This window comes from Pseudoalteromonas sp. MMG033 (genome assembly GCF_057197785.1).
The window spans coordinates 3,539,202-3,558,433 of the sequence record NZ_CM170070.1 but is presented as its reverse complement, the minus strand read 5'-3'; the positions used below and the strand labels follow the sequence as shown (position 1 = coordinate 3,558,433).

Sequence of the window (19,232 nt, the reverse complement as noted above, 5' to 3'; positions counted from 1 at the left end):
ATATTCAATCCTGTCTTAGCAAACGCTGAAGCCCAAATACCAAATTGGACAAACTCAAAAGCTTATTTATGCCCAAAATTTTATGATGATCAGACATATATTTTTCAATTTGCTGTGTGCAATTATGATACTGCACAAAATCAATTTGACCAGCCACTAGTTGCTGCTTAACCGCAGAAATTAAAAAACGCGTGAACACAGTATACAAACCAGTGCCCTTTGCAAGCGAGCTTTCAAGCGCATTTATATCAGAAATGCTAGCAATATCATGCGCTACTTTCCATAAATAATCCACTTCAGGCATGAGCCCTTGGCTGGACCACTGTTCAAGTAGCAACGGCTGATTGGCGAAATTATCAGCCCATAAGTGTGCTTCGCTTGAAATTCCTTTCATAGCTAACCACTGCTTTGATGCTGTCCCATCTGTCACTGCCACCCGAACTTGATTACAACGGCTCAATACGGTTGCCTTAACCTTGGATATATCATTACACGTCATCAAAATATATCGTTTAGCCGCGGGTTCTTCGAGCGTTTTGAGTAATGCATTCGCAGCCGATTCTGTCATTTTTTCTATTTGCTCAATGACAACAACCTTGTTACCACCTTGCTGTGCCGAATGAAAAACGAATTCATTCAATGCTCTGACTTCATCAACTCCGATACTACCTGACTCGGCCATTAGATGTAATAAATCTGGATGGTTTTGGGCGCGCAGTAACAAACAGCTTTTACACTGACCACAGCTAACGAGAGTACTGCTATTTATACACAGCAGATCTTCACTTAAACTTTGCACAAGCGCGGTTTTTCCAACACCAACTAGCCCGTGTATCAACTGCGCATGATGAAAGCGGTTGCGTTCAAAGCTCTCTTGCATTTGAGATCTAACAGACTCAATCCAAGGAAACATTATGCCGCACCTTGATTACATTTATACTTCATGAATGGCGCATCACTAAGCTATCCACGACTTTAAGGCACTGTTGCAATACTTGCTCTTGAGAATGTCGAGCATCCACAACAGTAAATAACTCTGGTTGTGCATTTGCTTGCGCTAGATATCCGTCTCTGGCTCTCTTTAAAAAATCAATTTTTTCGTCTTCTAAGCGATCTAAGCCCTCACCTCGCTGCTGAACTCGCTGCAAGCCGAGTTCTGGTTCGAGGTCTAAAATAATATTCATATCAGGTTTAAATCCGTTTAGCGCTAAATCATTAATTGTTTTAATGACCTTTAAATCTATGCCTCTTGCATAATGTTGAAAGCTAAAAGTTGCAGCATCAAAGCGATCGGAAATAACCACCTTTCCCGCTGCAAGTGCAGGTTTAATTTTTTCTTCAATATGCTGTGCACGTGCTGCACCAAATAGCATTAATTCAGCAATATCCGTCATCTGAGGGGTCTCTGGATTAAGAATAACTTCACGGATTTTTTCACCAATTTCTGTGCCACCAGGCTCACGAGTTAAAACAACCTCATAGCCTTTCGAAGTTAGGTAAGCTTCAATACCCTTAATCACTGTTGTTTTGCCTGCGCCATTACTGCCATCGCAAACTAGCATGAACCCTTTGCTCATTATTAATCACTCAAACTTAATTTTTGGTCGTGGATAAGTGCCCTATACTACCGTTTTTTTTGGCCTTTATCAGTACATACTAATTCTTTTGCGTACTAATCAGTCAACATAGCTGCATATATCAATCTTTGTACTTTATAGGAATCATCAAAAGGCAACTGTAAGTTAACAATTAAGTTCAAAAAAGATTCAAGTTAGATTGTTCTATCTCAGATAATTAAAAAATGACAACGTAATCAATTTGATTTAAGTCTTTATTTCGCTGATTTGTCATTGAATTGTGTACAGTTAGACCTTAGTATTGTTCAAAATAATAATACGAAATATTTAGTTTTGAGTACATTAAGCCGATTTTTCTTACTTGAAGAAGAACAAAAACCAAAAGTAAACGTACCTACATGGCGACTTAGCGCTCTTCGTATTATTTTGGCGACGGGCTTAATACTGTGCCTGGGCATTTTTCTAAATAGCTTACCTGCGGCAATTGATTACGAGTTAAACTATGTCATTGCTTTAATAACTGGATTCACACTCACAGTAGGCGCATTACTACTATTAAGTAATCGTTCTTTTTATCTTACCGCCCATTTGCTGTTGGTATGCATTATCACTGCAGGGGTGATGATAAAGTTATTCATTCCAAGTATTGAACTTGCTCATCTAGGCTCTATCTTTGTTTACATTACACCGATTATCGCATTGATTTTAGTGGGTAAAAAAACCGCCGTTTTTTATGCGCTATTAAACATTATCCCTTTCATGCTAATACTTAAAAACATAGACATTTCGGTTGTGCCAAAAGAAAGTAGGATGTTAGTTGATGCTGTATTACATATTCAGCTTTTGCTGTTTTTCTTTTTAAATTGCTGTATTCCACTTGCTGTTTGGAGGACAAGCCTAGCTGCAAACCGTTTAAACCAGCATATGCATGAAAATAACACCCTACTAAAATCACAAAAGCAGATTTATCAGCGTTTTTTCCAAAAGTCATTTAACGCAATTATCTTAGTTGATAACGCCTTGAATATTGTAGAAGCAAACGACAAGGCAAAAAGGTTGCTAAATATCCAGACTCAACCACTGCCATTGCTACTTTCACGCATTACGCCGGATAACGTTGATTATCTTACTTATGATAGCGAGCTTGTTGATGCAATACCAAAAACATTTACCGTAAATGAGAAATGTATTGAAGTCGCAGCACAAGAGCAACACTCAAGCGATATTAAAGCTTGGTATCTACAAGATGTGTCAGATCAGCAACAACTTCAACAAGACTTACTCACGCTTGACGTTGCCCATCAACAAGCCAAGTACTTTGATAAAGCAACCAATCTACCAAATAAAACATGGTTGTTAGAACAGCTGCAAGCGCACATAGATAGAGGTGAGCCTTTTGCCTTGTTGATCGCTGACAATTTAAACAAGCACGTGCTTGATTATATGATTGATGGAGAGCAGCACCGCACCCTCTATGCACGGATTAACCAAATTGTAGAGCAAGATGCTGAGTTACTCGATCAAATTGCGTATATTGGTGCAGGAAGGATAGCTATCTTAGTAGAAGCAAAGGCGCCATTAAAGGACATTGCGCGCAGGTGGCATAAACAACTCGACTTTTGGCTCAAGCTTGGTCAACATCAGTTTCATTCCAAATATGCTATCGGTATTGCCACCTACCCAGAGCACGGGTATATCGCCGAGCGACTATTAAAAAATGCACTGCAGGCCTGTGAGCTTAGAGCGCCAAACCAGATGATCACCGTTTTTGATCAAATGACTCGTAGGCAAACTTTAGCCAGGCATGAAATGGCTTTGCTTCTTGAGAAGTCCATTGAGCTAGGTGAATTAAAATTATATTTACAAAGTAAGCATAATGCCAACAAAGACATTATTGGCTATGAAGCACTAGCAAGATGGCATAACAACTTATTGGGCTGGGTTCCACCCTCACAGTTTATTCCTATCGCTGAAGAGTTTGGCTTAGTAAATCAAGTCACAAGAACTATGTTGAAAAAGGTCTGTCAACTTTTAACCAGCGCGCCCGATATCACTGTGCCTGTCGCAATTAATATCAGCTCAAGGGATATTGAAGATCCTCACTTTATCACTTCAATTAAAGAAATAACGACACACTATGATGTGTCACCTCAGTCTATTGAACTCGAGTTAACCGAATATAGTTTTGCTGAAGACCATAATCACATTATGGATCAGCTTAACAAGCTTGGTTTTATTCTCAGTGTTGATGACTTTGGTACTGGATATTCAAATATTGCACGCGTGCTTGAATGTCCAATACAAAGGCTTAAGTTAGACAGAAGTTTAATATCTGATATTACGGATCTTAAAAAACAGCGCTCTCTATTACTGGGACTAAAAACCATATGTGAAAACATGCAGATTGCACTATTAGCTGAGGGCGTTGAAACACAACAAGACTTCGAGCGCTTAGATGCACTAGGCATTACTGAATATCAAGGTTATTGGTTTAGTAAGCCCCAAAGCGCTGATGAACTTGGCTTCAGCAGAAGCAAACAAAACACTGTCATAAATTAGTCATCAAAAAGTTGTTTAATGTGCATTTCCAAACAGCCTTGTTTGGCATTTGAATTCCCCTTAAGATTTTTAGCGCTTGAGTTTTCAGGCGCCTTTTTCTTTTACGTACCTATGCATCCAAATTTTAGGCAAAAAAAACCCAGCCGCATCGCAACTGGGTTCAAAGCTAATTAATTACCTAATTAACCAAGTAACTCACCAAGCTGCTGACTTACAGCGTCTACAGCTTGTGTACCGTCTAGCTTGTGGTACTTAGTATTGCCCGCTTCAGCTTCTTTGTTGTAGTAATCTACAAGCGGTCTTGTTTGGTCATGGTAGATACCTAGACGCTTACGTACAGTTTCTTCTGTATCATCAGCACGGATAATAAGGTCTTCACCAGTCTCATCGTCTTTGCCTTCAACCTTAGGTGGGTTGTAAACTACATGATAAACACGACCAGAGCCTGGGTGTACGCGACGACCGCCCATACGCTCAACGATGATCTCGTCAGCAACATCAAACTCGATAACGTGATCAATCGTAATCGCATTTTCTTTCATTGCATCAGCTTGAGGAATCGTGCGAGGGAAACCATCTAATAGGAAACCTTTCTCACAGTCAGGCTTTGCGATACGCTCTTTAACTAGACCAATGATGATTTCATCAGAAACTAGCTGACCAGCATCCATCACTTTTTTTGCCTCTAAGCCTAGCGGTGTACCTTCGCTGATAGCAGCGCGAAGCATATCGCCTGTAGAGATTTGAGGGATACCAAATTTTTCCATAAGAAATTGAGCTTGAGTGCCTTTACCAGCACCAGGCGCGCCTAAAAGGATAATGCGCATATTATGTTCCTCGATTCTGAGTTTACTGTATTTTAATTGGTTGGAATTTTTTCATATTGCGCGTTGATACTCAAGTCACTTATACCAATTGATTAGAGGTTTTGTACCCCATGTCGAATGTACATAAACATAATCTACTTATTGTGCAAGGAATACACACCATAATCGTATATTTATAAAACGATATTTTTAGGCTAGGTGCTCAGGCAAATCAATACGCATAAAAAAGCCCCGCACATTTGCAGGGCTTAACTTTAATTCTGAGTTGCAATTATAAAAATGCGCCTAGTGCTTTAACTTGGTCAATCATACGATTTGAGAAACCCCATTCGTTATCATACCAAGCCATCACTTTAACAAGTTTACCCTCTGCTTTAGTTTGCGTTGCATCGAATACTGATGATGCTGGGTTATGGTTAAAGTCAATTGATACAAGTGGTAACGTGTTGTATTCAAGCACACCCGCCATCGCACCTTCTGCAGCAGCTTTTACAATTTCGTTCACTTCTTCAGTCGTAGTGTCGCGCTTAGCAACAAAAGTTAAATCAACCAAAGAAACATTCACAGTAGGAACACGCACAGCCATACCATCAAGTTTACCAGCAAGTTCAGGCAATACTAAACCAACTGCTTTTGCAGCACCGGTTTTGGTCGGGATCATTGACTGTGTTGCGCTACGAGCACGGTATAAATCCTTGTGGTATACATCACATAGATTTTGGTCATTTGTAAATGCATGAATTGTAGTCATGCTGCCCTGCTCGATGCCAATGACATCGTTTAGTGCTTTTGCAACTGGCGCAAGACAGTTAGTTGTACATGATGCATTTGAGATAATATTGCTGTTTTCGTTTAACACATCGCTATTAACACCGTGAACCACTGTCGCATCTAAGTCCGTACCAGGCGCTGAAACGATTACTTTCTTTGCGCCTGCTTCAATGTGCTTAGCCGCAGCCTCACGAGATGTGAAAATACCCGTACATTCTAGTACGATATCTACATTTAATGCTTTCCAAGGCAGGTTTGCAGGATCGCGCTCTTGCGTTAGTGCAATTTCATCATTACCAATAACAAGTGTATTACCCGCAAGTGTTAACTTTTCATTGAAACGACCATGTACCGAATCGAATTGAGTTAAATGTGCGTTTGTTTCTGCTGGCGCAAGATCGTTGATAGCAACAATCTTGATTTGGTCATTTTGACCTGATTCGTAAAGTGCGCGTAGTACGTTGCGACCGATGCGGCCATAACCATTAATTGCGATGTTGATCATGATTACATTCCCCTAATTATTTAACTTCACTTGCTTGTTTTGCAAGCGCTTCGATGGCTTGCCAGTCTTTATTTGCAATTAGCGATTTATCCAACATCCAAGTACCGCCAACACAAACTACATTGTTTAACGCCAAGTATTTAGGCGCGCTTTCAAGTGTTATTCCACCTGTCGGGCAAAATGTCACTTGCGGAAGAGGCCCACCAATTGATTTAAGCATTGGTGCGCCGCCAGCTGCTTCTGCTGGGAAAAACTTTAAATACTTGAAGCCATGCGAGGCAAGTTCCATTGCTTCACTTGGTGTAGCAGCACCAGGTAAAAATGGGATATCAGTGCTTTTAGCAAGTTCTAGTAATTCTGAGCTCACACCAGGACTTACCATGAAGTCTGCGCCCGCATTAACCGACGCTTCAAAAGAAGCTTTATCTACAACTGTACCAGTACCAACATAAGCTTCAGGCAATGCTTCTTTAATTTGCTTTACAGCTTCAGCCGCTACAGGTGTTCTAAGCGTTACTTCAAGTGCACGTAGTCCACCATTGTATAAAGCTCGTGCCAATGGTATTGCATCTTCTAATTCTTCTATAACAATTACCGGTACTACGGGAGCTGCCGATAAGATTTCTTGTATTTTCATATTTACCCCATCCCCAATGTTTTTATTCGTCGATACCAAAGGCGCTAGCACCCAAGTCTGCACTACTCACCATGTTTCTAAACCCTGTGAATAGTTCTCGACCTGTACCAAATGTCAGCTCTGGTTGAGTAAGTTCTAATTCGCGCTCTGCTAATTCTTCATCTGAAACATGTAAAATTAAATCACCATTTGGCGCATCAAGCGTAATCATGTCACCTTCGCGGATCTTCGCGATGATGCCGCCTTCAACGGCTTCTGGCGCTAGGTGAATAGCCGCTGGAACTTTACCGGATGCACCTGACATACGACCATCTGTCACAATCGCAACTTTATAACCCTGGTCTTGCAAGGTTGCCATTACTGGCGTCAACTTATGTAGCTCAGGCATGCCTTTGGCTTTAGGACCTTGCTCTTTAATCACAGCAATAAAGTCTTGATTAAGTTCACCGTTGGCAAACGCATCTTGAAGAGAGGCCTGTGAGCTAAATACTTTTGCAGGCGCGGAAACAAATTGATGTTTCTCGGCAACGGCTGATACTTTAATTACCGCTTTGCCCAGATTACCTGTTAAGAGCTGCAAGCCACCTTGCTTGTTAAATGGGTTTGATACCGGTCTAAGCACATCTTCGTCTAAAGAGTTTTCAGGACATGGTACCCACTTAACCTTGCTTGGGCCTTCACTGTTGGTCATGATCACATTGGTATCAACATCTAATACTGGCTCTTTGGTGTAATCGTCTAAGCCTTCACCAACAATGGTCTTAACATCATTATGTAAATAACCTGCATCGCGCAGTTCACGCATTAAGAAACCCATACCACCAGCTGCTTGGAAGTGGTTTACATCCGCTGAACCATTTGGATAAATGCGAGTTAAAAGTGGCACTACTTCTGATAGCTCAGCCATGTCTTTCCATGTGATCTGTACGCCAGCGGCTTTCGCCATTGCAACTAGATGTATTGCGTGGTTAGTAGAACCACCTGTCGCGAGTAAACCAACTAACCCATTGATAACGGTCTTTTCATCAACAATCTCACCAATTGGGTTTGCCGATTTAGTTTCAATAAGTTGTTCAAGCATCATTTTCACAGCACTGGCTGTTAAACCATCTCGTAATTCTGTGTACGGATTAATAAATGAGCTACCCGGTAAATGAAGACCCATGATCTCCATCAACATCTGATTTGAATTTGCAGTGCCATAGAAAGTACAAGTGCCCGCACTGTGGTATGAAGCACTTTCCGCTTCTAATAGCTCTTCACGACTAACTAGGCCTTGTGCAAAGCTTTGACGGACACGCGCTTTTTCTTTATTTGGAATACCAGACTCCATTGGGCCGGCTGGTAAAAAGAAAATTGGTAGATGGCCAAATGAAAGTGAACCTATCAAAAGTCCAGGTACAATCTTATCGCACACACCTAAGCAGAAAACACCGTCAAACACATCGTGTGACAACGCAACTGCGGTAGACATCGCGATAACGTCACGTGAAAATAAAGACAGCTCCATACCGTCACGACCCTGTGTAACACCGTCACACATCGCAGGTACACCGCCAGCAACCTGTGCTGTGGCGTCATATTTTGTCGCTATCTTTTTAATTAAATCTGGGTATTCGATATAAGGAACATGTGCAGAAAGCATGTCATTGTAAGAGTTGATAATCGCTAGGTTTGGCTGATCGTCAGCTTTTAATCTTGCCTTATCGCTACTTGAACAAGCAGCCATTACGTGCGCTAAGTTACCACACCCAAGTCCAGCTCTTACGCGTGTTTGTTTTTTTGCTTCTTGTATACGCTTAAGGTAGGCACTACGAGTTGTCTGGCTGCGTTTAGCGACTCTTTCAGTAACTTCTTGAATTCGAGGATGCAACATAATCCGCCTCTCTGCATGTTTAGAGGAAAAAGGCTCAGCACATCTCACATGTACTGAGCAGCTTTGATTTACCCGTTCAAAGGTACGCTGGCAGGTTGTCTCTCACCTCAACCTGACACCGGTGTCACTATATTAACTCACACTTATGACACCGGTGTCAACCTATTGAACATTAAATTTAGATTAAATTAGGTTCATATCTAAATTATGGACAAAAAAAGCCCAATCGCTAGGGATTGGGCTTTTGACAAGTAGATGTAATTAAAACTGGTTATTTTGCAGCAGTCGACTCTCTTGTAATGAGCTTTGCTTCGAGCACTTTTTGATAAACTTCTGTCGATGGATCAGATATTTGTAAAATCAATTGCTCGACAGCTTGGCGAGTCATCTCCTCTACAGGCTGTGCAATTGTGGTCAGACCCGGCCAAATATGTCTTGCGATCGGTGCATTATCAAAACCTGCAATTGAAATATCTTCTGGAACTCTTAGCTGCCTTTGCGTTGCAAGCTTCAACACCGCTGCTGCCATGTAATCGTTAGATGCAAAAACCGCAGTTGGCATTGGCTCCAAATCTAAAATTTGTTTTGCACTATCAGCACCTGAGTGATAACTAAAGTTACCCTGTGCTACCAAACCTTCATTAAATTCAATTCCATGATTAAGTAACGCGTTTTGATAACCACTAAAGCGTTTTTCAGTTGCACTGTGATCTTGGTGACCCTTAATAAAAGCAATTTCTTTATGACCAAGTGATATTAGGTGCTCAGTAAGTTCATATGCGCCCTGCTCATCGTTACTGCGCACGGAAATAGAGGTGTCGTCTTCCAAAGCAGATGCAACACGAGCAAAAGGTATATTCTGTGTTTTTAAGAAATCTATCAGCTCTTGTGAATCAGAAAATGGCGGCGTCAATACTAAGCCATCTAGCCTCGACGTAGTCAGTAATTGATCAACGTTATGAATGAGCTCATCACCTCTTAGCTCGCATGGGTGAATAAGCAAATTATAGTTGAATTTGTGACACGCTTCTAAAGCCCCGCTTTGCACCCGAGTTATATAACTCTTACTTGGATTGTCATATAAACACCCAATGATAAAGCTTTTATTGCGCGCCAGTCCGCGCGCAATGGGGTTTGGCTTATAGTCGAGCTCTTTAAAAACTTTGAGTACCTTTTCACGCGTAGCTGGACTAACATTAGGCTCATTATTGAGTACTCTAGAGACCGTTTTCTTCGATACTCCAGCATACTCAGCTACGCTGTTAATGGTTACTTTTTTCATACTTATTCCAATTTATGAAAATTGGTTACGGCTATGCAGACATGCTGCCGCTCCAATTAGAGGAATATTATCCTGCACAACTAGAGTTACTGGAATTTGCCCAGCGTACTGAGACATTATCCCTTTTTCTGTAAACCTTTCAACAAACCTGCTTGAGATCAGCCGTTCAGTCATGCGGGGTAAGATCCCACCGCCAATAAACACGCCACCTAACGCCCCGAAAGTTAACGCAAGATCACCTGCAACACTGCCAATCCAGTCACAAAACTGATTAAGAGTCGCATCACATACTTCACACTCTCCCGCTTTCGCGCTTACCTGTGCAGCATTTAAATCTTCGGCTTGTACACCTTTGACCTGCGCCATTGCTTTATAAAGCCTCGCAAGCCCTGGGCCAGAAAACACGGTTTCTACTGAAACATGCCCAATGCTTTCTTTTAATACTTGTAATAATTGTCTGTCTAATTCAGTAACTGCTGCCAAGCTGATATGCCCAGCTTCACAACTCAATACTGAGCTGCTGTGGATATCGCTAACATGACAAGCTGCACCAAACCCTGTACCAGGTCCCATAACAGCAATGTTTGCACCTTCAGCTGCTTGTCCTGCCTTAATCTGTATATTGTCTTCTTTTTTTAGATAAGGCGCAGCATAAGCAAATGCCGCGAAATCGTTAATCACCGCACACTGTTCAAAACCAAATTGTTTCTGAACATCCTGGGTATTAAAGTTCCACCCCAAATTTGTTAAAAACACTTGATGCCCTTTGATAGGTCCTGCAACGGCAAAGCAAGCTCTAGAAGGTTTTGAAATAGTCAGTGAATCGAGGAAAGCTGATAAAGCAGTTTCAAAGGATTGAAACTCTGCACTTGGAAAAGTAAGTTGATGGGCAATTGTAAACTGATTAGAGTCTAAATCGTATCCTGTCACGACGGCAAATCGAGCATTAGTACCACCAATATCGGCAACGATAATCGGCTCGAACGCACGGTCATGACCATTAAAACTATTAAGTGTTGTCTGGCTCATGCTGTTTTTCTCTGTTGTTGCGGTGTTCCAAACACCTATTGGGGCTAGCCCCACTTGTTATCCCAAATCATAATCAGCCGAAACTTTGCACGCTGGCTGAAAAAAGAGCTGCCCTAATTTCAGGGCAGCCAAATACGTTTTGACAACAAAATGATAAAACACCGACATTATGACACCGGTGTCAAAGTACATCAATAAAAATTTACGCCTTTTATGAAATTGGTTGCAAAAAAAAAATAATCGAAGACAATGTCCAAGACTCAATTAAACTAATTTTGAACATGAAAACAAAAGGTAAAGCAACCTCCTTTGACATTGCACATTTTGCAGGCGTTTCCCAATCAACCGTCTCTAGGGCACTTAGAAATAGCCCACTTGTGAATGAAGAAACGCGAAGAAAAGTGTGGGAGGTCGCTAAGAAGCTCAATTATAAAGTGGATAAAAATGCCAGTAATTTGCGCACTCAGCAAAGCGCAACCTTGGCAATTCTATTATTTGAAGATCCTACCGGTGATGAATCTCAAATAAATCCTTTCTTTTTAAACATGCTTGGAAGTATCACCAGAGCATGCGCTAAAGAAGGATATGACTTATTGGTTTCTTTCCAATCTATCAGCCAAGATTGGCGTGCTGAATACGAAGACAGTCATCGCGCAGATGGCATCATTTTGCTGGGCTACGGTGATTACATGGATTACCAATCAAGGTTACAAAATCTATTATCACAAAATACCAAGTTCGTATGCTGGGGCGCAAATGTTGAGGGAAGACCTGATTTAACTGTCAGTTGTGACAACTATGGTGGCGGCCAATTGGCAGCGCAACACTTTATCGAAAAGGCAAGGAAAAACTGCGTCTTTATTGGAGACGCCTCGGAGCACAGCCCTGAATTTTTAACGCGATTCAAAGGCTTTCAAGACACTTTAGAGCGCCATGGTATTTCATGTAGTGAAAGGCATATTGCCAATGCCATCTCAACAGAAGAGTCTGGTTATCACGCTACACATTCTCTTTTGGCCAACAATGTAAAATTTGATTCTTTGTTTGCTGCCAGTGATTTAATTGCCATTGGCGCTATCAAAGCATTAAAAGAAGCAGGCTTAAGAATACCAGAAGACGTCAATGTCATTGGCTTTGATAATATTGCTGCATCAAACTATATCACGCCATCTCTAACCACAGTTCAACAAAATACAACGCTTGCAGGGCAAATGCTTGTTACTAACCTGCTCTCTTTAATCAGAGGTGAAGATATAACCGACACATTACTGCCACCCAAGTTGATACTCAGACAGTCGACATCTCAGTAAATTAATTTAGCTGAGGTTCACAGGTCGAAAAGTTCTCTTCCCAAACTAATTTATTGGTTTTAACCCAATCCAGCGCTGCTTGTTTAACTGTACGCCCATTGACATCCACTTGGGCGGACAGCATTTCAATTTCTTCATTAGTTAAATCAAAGCTCTTAATTCCCTTTGTTAAACATGGAAACAGTTCTGCAAAGCGTCGGCTTGAAGCCTTTTTTAACCAGCCCGATTTGGGGTTACCACAATCGTATTCCAGTTCAGAATTGACACCCCAGCTGCTATCTTCTTCACATTCTTTAGCGTATTTCGGAAATTCTACAAACTCACCAGGGTAAGCAGCTCCAACCCAATTGGGAGTCCAGTTAAATACCAAGATTGCATGCCGCTTCTCGATCGCATATTTAAGCTCTTGCCAAATTTTCTCACCCTCATCAACTTGTTTGACGATAAAATTGAGGCCTAATGCTTTGATCCGTGCCCTGTCTGGCTTTTCCCATGGCCCTGCAACATAAACGCCTTTTCCTCTTGAGTCTGCCCGTTTGAATATATCTGCACACGTTCTTAGTGCTCGCCAATTTGGTAGCCCAGGGCACATATCTTTAACATACAATGGATACCACCAATCCTCTCGTGTCTTAACAGAGTACTCCCCCAAATCAACAATTTTTCCCACACGATGCAATTGATTAAACTTATCCTCCATGGTGCCTTGCCACACTTCTAATTGCAGATCGGCTCTATTTGTTTTTAATAGAAACCATTGTTCATCTACAGTCACAGTGATCAGCTCTACTTCGTAACCTAATCGGATAAAAATTTGTTCTGCAATATTTGCTAGGACTTTTTGACTCGTCCAATCATTTACGATAATTCGAATAGGTTCCGCCATAGCTTGGCCATGCATGAACAATAGAAAGAACAAAACTTTTTTCATAATCTATACAGTACCGATAATAGTTGGCATTGACTTTTCACGGTTTTAGCTGACTAATGTGTAAATGTAAGCTCTGTAGCACTCTCCAGAGGCTGTTTTCACTTCACATTCTTGTCGCGTATACTCTTGCCCCTCAAATTCATCAATCACCTGCCAAAAATCGTTGAGTTTGCTCGATCTGACCAAATAGCCTTCTATCCAATCACCCTCAGTGCTCAGTTCAATTCCGGGATAGCCCATCGCTGCGCCCCACCCTTGTTCATAAAGTTTGCCTTTTACCCAGCCTTTTTGATATGTCGCTTTCAAAGGCTCCAACACGCTAGCATTTTCACGATCTGGCGCTAAAGAACCATATACAAATAGCTTGTTGATACGCTGCTTCACATTCATCTCCATACTACCCCTCACATTAAAATATAGTAATAATTGCAAATTATGGTCCAAAATAAATAGCTATCTAATCGGTAAGCTAATGCAAAAGCATCAACATTTGCTAAGCTTTTATTGGGCTCCAAGTTTGGAGAACAATTCAACTCAAAGTCACTTCCTATGACTTGATAAGGATCATGTAATAAGTGCAAGTTCATGACTTAACCTTAATGCTCTCACTTTTCATCGCATCAATAACTGGCGCAATTGTATTAAGTGCCATAACAAGGATGAGCCAGACTATTGAGGGCGCGCGATATTGGGCCATTGCGCTTGGTATCCTATCCGTTGCTTACCTTTCTCAGTTAACCCTGCAAGGATTACCAAGAAATATCATGGTTGTGACCTTTAATACCTGTCTTATTATCGGGCATGCACTCTGGTTAATTGGGGCTTGGCACTTTGTACATAGTCCGCCTTCAAAACAAAAAGTTTTACTTCTAATCGCACCCGTTTTGGTACTGTCTTTAGTATTTACGCTGATTATACCGGAACGCTCAATGCGGCTGCTGGTGATTGGCGTTTGGCTGCTTTACGTTAGAGCAAATTATGCTTGGGCCCTGTGGCAACATGCCAAGCAAGATAAAAACGAATATATCGCTGTAAAAATCACTGTATCTGTTGTGCTCCTAGAGCTGATTTTAAGTTTTGTATATACACTTTATGGTGCATTCGGCGCATTACCCAGTATCGGAGAGCAGTTCAGTTGGGTGGGCGGTTACACTTGGGTAGTGGCTTTAATTGGTATTGTCGCAGGTATCCCATTACTCATGTTACTCAGTGCAGGTAGGTTTGTGAGAAAACTTGAATACGCAGCCCATCACGACGAATTAACAGCACTACTCAATCGTCGTGGTCTGTCTAAATACCTTGATAACATCATGCCCCTCTCACAAAGAAAATGTCACTCTTTAACTGTTATCATGTTAGACGTTGATCATTTCAAAAGAATAAATGATACGTTCGGACACCAAACTGGCGATCAAATTCTCGCTCATGTAGGTAAACAACTATATGCTTCTGTCCGTGCATCAGACCTTGTTACCCGCTGGGGAGGAGAAGAATTTTGTATCGTTTTATTCGATAGCAACCCGACCCATGCACTGCAACTGGCCGAAAAAATAAGGCGTGCTTTTACTCACAGCTTAGCGCAAGTCAACACACAAGTTGGTGAAGTAACCTTGAGTGCAGGCATTGCTAGCACTGAAACTGTATCAAAAGCAGCATTTGAAGCAACCCAATTACAAGCGGATAACGCACTCTATCAAGCCAAGCACAATGGCAGAAACCGAAGTGAGCTACACTTAATAGAAGACGTATAACATAGCACAACAATTTATTGCGCTTTTGAATAAGGGTTAAAACTATCCAAACGTTTTAGGAAATAAGTTGCTTTATCTTCATTTCCATGAGCTTTATATAATTTAACGGCAAGCGCGTAGCAATCTCTAATCTTGTTAGTCAACTCTAACTCTGAAAAGTGTGCGATTGCCTGCTCAATTGCTATTTGTGCCTGTGCATGCTTATCACGCACTTTCCACAGAGCATTGTTATATACAACAAATGATAATATTTCTATATTTTCAAGCTCGCCACGCGCTTTCAGGTTATCCAGCAAGCGCAAATCTCTGTCCATTTCTTCCCATAACATTATACTGTCGCTTGAGTACATCACACCTAACCAGCGATAGTAAATACTGCGCTCATTATCATCTTTATATGCCTCGCTTAGCGCCAAGGCAGAGGCTGACGCCTCTTTAAAGCGACCTTGTGCATGTGCAAGCTTTGCTTCTAACGCTCTTATAGGAAGTTTTAATTCAGCCCCTTCATATTTATGCAGCGCTTTCGCTTTTTCAATGCGCTTTAAAGCAAATTCAAATCGACTTTGATTAATATAAATCGTCGCCTTTTTAAGCTGCAAAATCCCCATTAACGTCAAATCATTTCGTAAATGAGCATATTTAAGACCTGTGTCGTAATTACTTAAAGCAAGATCTAGTTTTTCCTCTTGCCTTTTTCTATCTCCTCGCGCCATCCAGGTATTTGCCAAATCCAAATATTTTGTCACGCGATATTGCTTTTCAGGCGCGCTTGAGCAGCTTGTGTTTATCAATACAAACACCATTGCCAATACCAAACTTCTAATCATGCATCTCTATCCCTCTGGTTTGCGGTTGTTTTTCAATACCATCTTTCAGAATGGGATGATTATTAAGCGCCTGTAAGGTCTTATCCATTTTATCTAACACTTGCTGCATGCTGTGTATCGCGATGGCAAATTGCTCACGTTCGCTGTGCACTTCTTTAAGCATGGTTTGCATCACGGTAAGACTTTCGTTAAGGTTGTTCAGTACAATCGGTAATTGGCCTTCGGTTATATCTCCGACAATCTCAGCTGGGGATGCGTAGTTATTTAGAGTAGTACCAGCTTGTCCCATTAGGCGCTCGGTCGTTAACAGCGTGGTATTAATTTGGGCTAATACTTTTGGCATTTGCTCAAGTACCTGCTGGCTTTGAGCCAGTGTGCGCTCGGCATCTGGCAGCAAATCACTGCTTCTGACCTCCTCACTCACCACCATCAAATTGTCGCTAATTTTTGCTACACGGTCTAAGACTCTAAATATCGCTCCAGCCTCGGGGTTATCTTCTTTTTGAAAGTTCTGTAAAAGCTGGTTAATACTGGCAAGTATGCTCTCAATATCATCGCCTTTTTGAGCAATTGCCCCCTGCTCCACATAACTTTTACCTAGCTCACTATTGATATGTGGAATAAAACTATTTGGTGCCAATTGAATATAGCTATCAACACGTTTTTTATCAGGTAAAATCAGCTCAAAGGTCGTTACATCATCAAAAATTGGATGCTGCTCGCCGGCTAATACAGCATACTCGACGACCTTGTTTTGATATTCCTGAAATATCCATAAATCAACTTCAATCAAATTGGTGTCGTGATTCAATCTGAACCCATCTATTCGCCCTACTTTTAACCCTTTAAAGTAAATGGCCGGCAACGCACTCAACCCACTTGCGTCTTGAAGCACCGTTTTATAATACGTTTTATCGGCAAAAGTATGATTGTTTACCAAGATCATTGAGGTCAAGATCAGCAACATCAAAATACCCGCAATGCCAAAAACCAGTACGATATTATTTGTTTTATTTACGCTATGTTGCATGCTCTAACACTCCGACAAACAAAACAGCTCATTAAGCTCTAACTGCTCGTCCGCCAAGTTACTGATCACCTCTTTTCGATTTGAACATAAAACCAATGTCGTGCCTTGATCTTTAAGTTTTAACAAGAGTTTCAACACATAATGACTCCATTGCTCATCAATTTCCGTCATAGGTGCATCCCATATCACCGCTCTAGGCTTCAATAACAGTGCGCGCGCAAGACCCGCCAAAGATGCCTGACCAGATGAAAGCATCTCGGTACGCTGTGGTAAATATTGCGTCAAAGCAAACTCATCAGCTAGCGCGTTAATACGGCTATATTTCTCAGCTTTATCTAACTCTTTGCAATGACGATTTAGTGGCAGCAAAAAGTTCTCTTCTAGGGTTAAATTTGAAATTAACCCTGATAATTGAAATACCACGCCTAAGTCTCTTCGAAAGTCAGCATATTTTTGCGCATTCATTTGATGCACATTACAACCATCAATCAGTACTTCCCCTCCATCAGGTCTGATGATGTCACTGGCAATGCTAAAAAATAAGGTCTTCCCACACCCTGAGCGTCCAGACACAACTAGACACTCACCACTGTTTACATGGGCGTTTATATCACTAAATATGACCCTGCTTTTCACACTGTGGGAGATATTTTTAAACTCAATCTGCATCACTATTGGCCTGTAATTATCACGTACAGCAAAGTCAGAGAAACATGAATTAAGCAAATTGAAATAAGCCCTCTGCCAACCGCCTTAATATTACGTTGCGGCACTTCTGTAATCGCGCGATTCACAGTCAAACCGTGATAACTGGCAATTAGGCTAATAAACAAGCCTGATAATGCAACTTTCAAAAGCATAATGACTATATCCAACCAATGTAATTCACTGATTAGCTTTGCGAAAAATGTACTTACGGGGATTGATTGAAATGCGTTACTGACTAAATAGCCACCAAAAATACCACATGCTACAAAATAGCTCATGAGCAGAACTAGGGATACAATCATGCCTAATACACGGGGGGCGACAAGATAAGAAATAGGCGAGACGCCCATTGCGACTAATGCATCAATTTCTTTGCTGACAACCATATTACCAAGCTCGGTAGTGATTGCGGTCCCTGAACGAGCTAACACAATAAAACACACTATAAATGGTCCCAAGTCGCGCACTATGGTAGAAATTAAGATATCGTAAATCCAATTACCTTGGCCTATCGCGGCTAACAGCGGGTAACCTTGTACGATAATGAGCGCTCCTATCAACATGGCTATTAATACCACCAGCCCAAGCGCTTCTACTCCGGTAAAGCGAACCTGTCTAACAAGCACGTCAACACTAATAGAGCGATTACGGTGAAAAAAGATAAAATCCGAGATAACGTAGGCTGAAAAAGGCAAAAATCCATATGCAATCATAACTGTACCTCGCTATCAAAGTTCAGTAGATCAGGCATCAATGGTCGTCTTTATAAGGGCTCATAAGTTAAGGTTAGCAGAACAACTTAGTTAGTGGCCGCGATTTCAATAATTTTCTTTTTAGGGAAATAACTGTTAAAGGAAAGGTTTTCAGTTCGCGCTTATTGATAATTTGTCCATTGCCCGCATAGTAATAGTAGTGAGTAAACCACTTTTTCCATATATGATAAAACGGTGATCTGTGAATTATCTAGCCCACTTATTCCTCGCGCAAAACAATGCAGAGTCTTACCATGGCAACTTGCTTGGTGATTTTCAAAAAGGCGTGGACACAAAAACCCTATCACCACAGACGAAAAGAGCGCTAACAAATCATATTTTGGTAGACAAATTCACCGACACTCATCCGCAAGTTAAACAATCAAAAACATTATTTACCGCCAAACGTAGACGTTTTTCAGGGATTGCTATTGATGTATTGTACGACCACTTATTGATTAAACACTGGGATCAGTTTAGCGATTGTCATTTTGATGAGTTCAAAAGTAATAGCTATCGGCTTCTTAGTCAAAAGCTGCCCATCATGCACCCACCTATGCAAAAGGTCATAAAAAATGTCATTACGCATGATTGGTTTACCCAGTACCGTTCATTTACTGGCACTACTCAAGCGCTTGATAATATTGCCAACAGGATACGGTTTAAAAACGGATTTCATGGCATAGGCGTCGAGATTTCTGACCACTTTGAACCACTTGAGCAATCTTTTTTAAGCTTTTTCCCTGACCTTATTGAACATATACGTTGCTACGGTCCTGAAAAGCAAGATAGTTCAAATAATTAACAACTACTTTGCTGTTTACAGTGCCTGAATTGTTTGAAATTATGGTTTTAAACAC

18 protein-coding genes are annotated in these 19,232 nt (G+C 41.2%); 4 read left to right on the top strand and 14 right to left on the bottom strand.

Going from position 1 to position 19,232, the window contains the following annotated elements:
- Window positions 1-4 precede the first annotated feature (4 nt).
- Window positions 5-913, bottom strand: a complete 909-nt coding sequence (holB, locus tag AC2CZC_RS15510; protein WP_484582482.1) for a DNA polymerase III subunit delta' — start codon at window positions 911-913, stop codon at window positions 5-7.
- A gap of 28 nt (window positions 914-941) precedes the next feature.
- Window positions 942-1,577, bottom strand: coding sequence for a dTMP kinase (tmk, locus tag AC2CZC_RS15505; RefSeq protein WP_484582481.1), 636 nt, complete (start codon window positions 1,575-1,577; stop codon window positions 942-944).
- A 333-nt stretch (window positions 1,578-1,910) separates the two neighbouring features.
- Between tmk and AC2CZC_RS15500 the strand changes: the two genes are divergently transcribed.
- Complete coding sequence (locus tag AC2CZC_RS15500) at window positions 1,911-4,136, top strand: EAL domain-containing protein (protein ID WP_484582480.1); 2,226 nt, start codon at window positions 1,911-1,913, stop codon at window positions 4,134-4,136.
- A 182-nt stretch (window positions 4,137-4,318) separates the two neighbouring features.
- Here AC2CZC_RS15500 and adk read toward each other — a convergent pair whose 3' ends face one another.
- The 6 genes from adk to glk form a co-directional block, all read right to left on the bottom strand.
- Window positions 4,319-4,963, bottom strand: coding sequence for an adenylate kinase (gene adk / locus AC2CZC_RS15495; RefSeq protein ID WP_237137696.1), 645 nt, complete (start codon window positions 4,961-4,963; stop codon window positions 4,319-4,321).
- 271 nt (window positions 4,964-5,234) lie between these two features.
- Window positions 5,235-6,239, bottom strand: a complete 1,005-nt coding sequence (gap, locus tag AC2CZC_RS15490; RefSeq protein ID WP_484582479.1) for a type I glyceraldehyde-3-phosphate dehydrogenase — start codon at window positions 6,237-6,239, stop codon at window positions 5,235-5,237.
- Window positions 6,240-6,255: 16 nt separating this feature from the next.
- Window positions 6,256-6,876, bottom strand: a complete 621-nt coding sequence (locus tag AC2CZC_RS15485; RefSeq protein ID WP_063364029.1) for a bifunctional 4-hydroxy-2-oxoglutarate aldolase/2-dehydro-3-deoxy-phosphogluconate aldolase — start codon at window positions 6,874-6,876, stop codon at window positions 6,256-6,258.
- Window positions 6,877-6,898: 22 nt separating this feature from the next.
- Entirely contained in the window at window positions 6,899-8,752 is a 1,854-nt protein-coding gene (edd, locus tag AC2CZC_RS15480; RefSeq protein WP_063366582.1) for a phosphogluconate dehydratase, read from the bottom strand.
- Between the two features lie 271 nt (window positions 8,753-9,023).
- Window positions 9,024-10,034, bottom strand: coding sequence for a LacI family DNA-binding transcriptional regulator (locus AC2CZC_RS15475; RefSeq protein ID WP_063364031.1), 1,011 nt, complete (start codon window positions 10,032-10,034; stop codon window positions 9,024-9,026).
- A gap of 12 nt (window positions 10,035-10,046) precedes the next feature.
- Window positions 10,047-11,063 carry a glucokinase gene (gene glk, locus AC2CZC_RS15470; RefSeq protein WP_284019894.1) on the bottom strand — a complete coding sequence of 339 codons (1,017 nt, stop codon included), beginning with the start codon at window positions 11,061-11,063 and terminating at the stop codon, window positions 10,047-10,049.
- A 281-nt stretch (window positions 11,064-11,344) separates the two neighbouring features.
- Here glk and AC2CZC_RS15465 point away from each other — a divergent pair, with 281 nt between their 5' ends.
- The gene (locus AC2CZC_RS15465; RefSeq protein ID WP_484582478.1) at window positions 11,345-12,373 is read left to right on the top strand and encodes a LacI family DNA-binding transcriptional regulator; all 1,029 of its coding nucleotides are present in this window, start codon (window positions 11,345-11,347) and stop codon (window positions 12,371-12,373) included.
- A gap of 1 nt (window position 12,374) precedes the next feature.
- On the opposite strand, the gene AC2CZC_RS15460 is transcribed toward AC2CZC_RS15465, so the two are convergent.
- Window positions 12,375-13,259 (bottom strand): ABC transporter substrate-binding protein, encoded by an 885-nt coding sequence (locus AC2CZC_RS15460; protein ID WP_484582477.1) that lies wholly within the window; start codon window positions 13,257-13,259, stop codon window positions 12,375-12,377.
- 90 nt (window positions 13,260-13,349) lie between these two features.
- The gene (locus AC2CZC_RS15455; RefSeq protein ID WP_484582476.1) at window positions 13,350-13,688 is read right to left on the bottom strand and encodes a gamma-glutamylcyclotransferase family protein; all 339 of its coding nucleotides are present in this window, start codon (window positions 13,686-13,688) and stop codon (window positions 13,350-13,352) included.
- A 191-nt stretch (window positions 13,689-13,879) separates the two neighbouring features.
- On the opposite strand from AC2CZC_RS15455, the gene AC2CZC_RS15450 reads away from it, so the two are divergent.
- Window positions 13,880-15,055: a GGDEF domain-containing protein gene (locus tag AC2CZC_RS15450; protein ID WP_484582475.1), complete on the top strand. Its 1,176-nt coding sequence runs from the start codon at window positions 13,880-13,882 to the stop codon at window positions 15,053-15,055.
- A 14-nt stretch (window positions 15,056-15,069) separates the two neighbouring features.
- On the opposite strand, the gene AC2CZC_RS15445 is transcribed toward AC2CZC_RS15450, so the two are convergent.
- Genes AC2CZC_RS15445 through AC2CZC_RS15430 form a run of 4 tightly spaced genes read right to left on the bottom strand, consistent with a single transcriptional unit; the run spans window position 15,070 to window position 18,333 of the window.
- Window positions 15,070-15,882, bottom strand: coding sequence for a hypothetical protein (locus tag AC2CZC_RS15445; RefSeq protein WP_484582474.1), 813 nt, complete (start codon window positions 15,880-15,882; stop codon window positions 15,070-15,072).
- Entirely contained in the window at window positions 15,875-16,912 is a 1,038-nt protein-coding gene (locus tag AC2CZC_RS15440; protein WP_484582473.1) for an MlaD family protein, read from the bottom strand. Before AC2CZC_RS15440 ends, AC2CZC_RS15445 begins: the two co-directional genes overlap by 8 nt.
- Window positions 16,913-16,915: 3 nt before the next feature.
- Window positions 16,916-17,581, bottom strand: a complete 666-nt coding sequence (locus AC2CZC_RS15435; RefSeq protein WP_484582472.1) for an ATP-binding cassette domain-containing protein — start codon at window positions 17,579-17,581, stop codon at window positions 16,916-16,918.
- A 2-nt stretch (window positions 17,582-17,583) separates the two neighbouring features.
- Window positions 17,584-18,333, bottom strand: coding sequence for an ABC transporter permease (locus tag AC2CZC_RS15430; RefSeq protein ID WP_484582471.1), 750 nt, complete (start codon window positions 18,331-18,333; stop codon window positions 17,584-17,586).
- 241 nt (window positions 18,334-18,574) lie between these two features.
- On the opposite strand from AC2CZC_RS15430, the gene AC2CZC_RS15425 reads away from it, so the two are divergent.
- Window positions 18,575-19,177 carry an acyl carrier protein phosphodiesterase gene (locus AC2CZC_RS15425; protein ID WP_484582470.1) on the top strand — a complete coding sequence of 201 codons (603 nt, stop codon included), beginning with the start codon at window positions 18,575-18,577 and terminating at the stop codon, window positions 19,175-19,177.
- Window positions 19,178-19,232: the final 55 nt, after the last annotated feature.